Consider the following 271-nt stretch of genomic DNA (forward strand, 5'->3'; position numbering starts at 1 on the left):
AATGATCAAACAGTCAACGACAGCCCGACAATTCCGTTTGGCGGAACAAAGTCGAGCGGAATGGGTAGATTTGGAAACCCTTGGGTGGTAGAAGAATTTACGATGACAAAATGGATTTCGATTCAAAAAGAATATCGAAAATATCCTTTTTAACAACATCCCGACCTGCCAAACAATAAGGGATTTTTGAACGAACAGTTAATGGTTAACTGAAAATGAATTTGTGTATCATTTTTGCTTGGCAAATAATCATGACGTTTCCAAACTCTTT

At 37.3% G+C, this 271-nt stretch carries 1 protein-coding gene; it reads left to right on the plus strand.

Annotation, left to right across the window (positions count from 1 at the left end):
* A partial coding sequence (locus tag ABS784_RS17110; RefSeq protein WP_352513399.1) for an aldehyde dehydrogenase family protein occupies positions 1 to 153 on the plus strand: 153 nt, incomplete at its 5' end.
* Between the last annotated feature and the right edge of the window lie 118 nt (positions 154 to 271).

Origin of the sequence: Geobacillus sp. G4, from assembly GCF_040327975.1 — a bacterium.
GTDB classification, from domain to species: domain Bacteria; phylum Bacillota; class Bacilli; order Bacillales; family Anoxybacillaceae; genus Geobacillus; species Geobacillus thermoleovorans.